The sequence below is a fragment of the Sphingomonas sp. CCH9-F2 genome (genome assembly GCF_001556735.1).
Lineage (GTDB): Bacteria > Pseudomonadota > Alphaproteobacteria > Sphingomonadales > Sphingomonadaceae > Sphingomonas > Sphingomonas ginsenosidimutans.
The window spans coordinates 1-257 of record NZ_LSJO01000556.1; the positions used below are offsets into that span (position 1 = coordinate 1).

Sequence of the window (257 nt, forward strand, 5' to 3'; positions counted from 1 at the left end):
TATCATGACGATCCATGCCGGGTAAGCCGCCACCGCCATCAACGTGCCCAGCGGCAGCGCATCGTCAGCCGCCATCGTCCGGCCGCGCCAGTGCTGGAACGCGATCCACCCCAGCCCGACCAGCCCCGCGATCACCAGCACCGCCGGCAGCAACCGCCAGCCCAGCCACAGGCCGATCGCGCCGAACAACTTGGGGTCGCCCCCGCCCATCCCATCGCGCCCGACTGGCCCGACCGGCTGATCGGCGGCGTCGGCGG

At 72.4% G+C, this 257-nt stretch carries 1 protein-coding gene; it reads right to left on the reverse strand.

All coding sequences use genetic code 11. From position 1 onward, the window contains the following. A partial coding sequence (locus AX685_RS15680) for a prepilin peptidase (RefSeq protein WP_197418650.1) occupies positions 1 to 257 on the reverse strand: 257 nt, incomplete at both ends.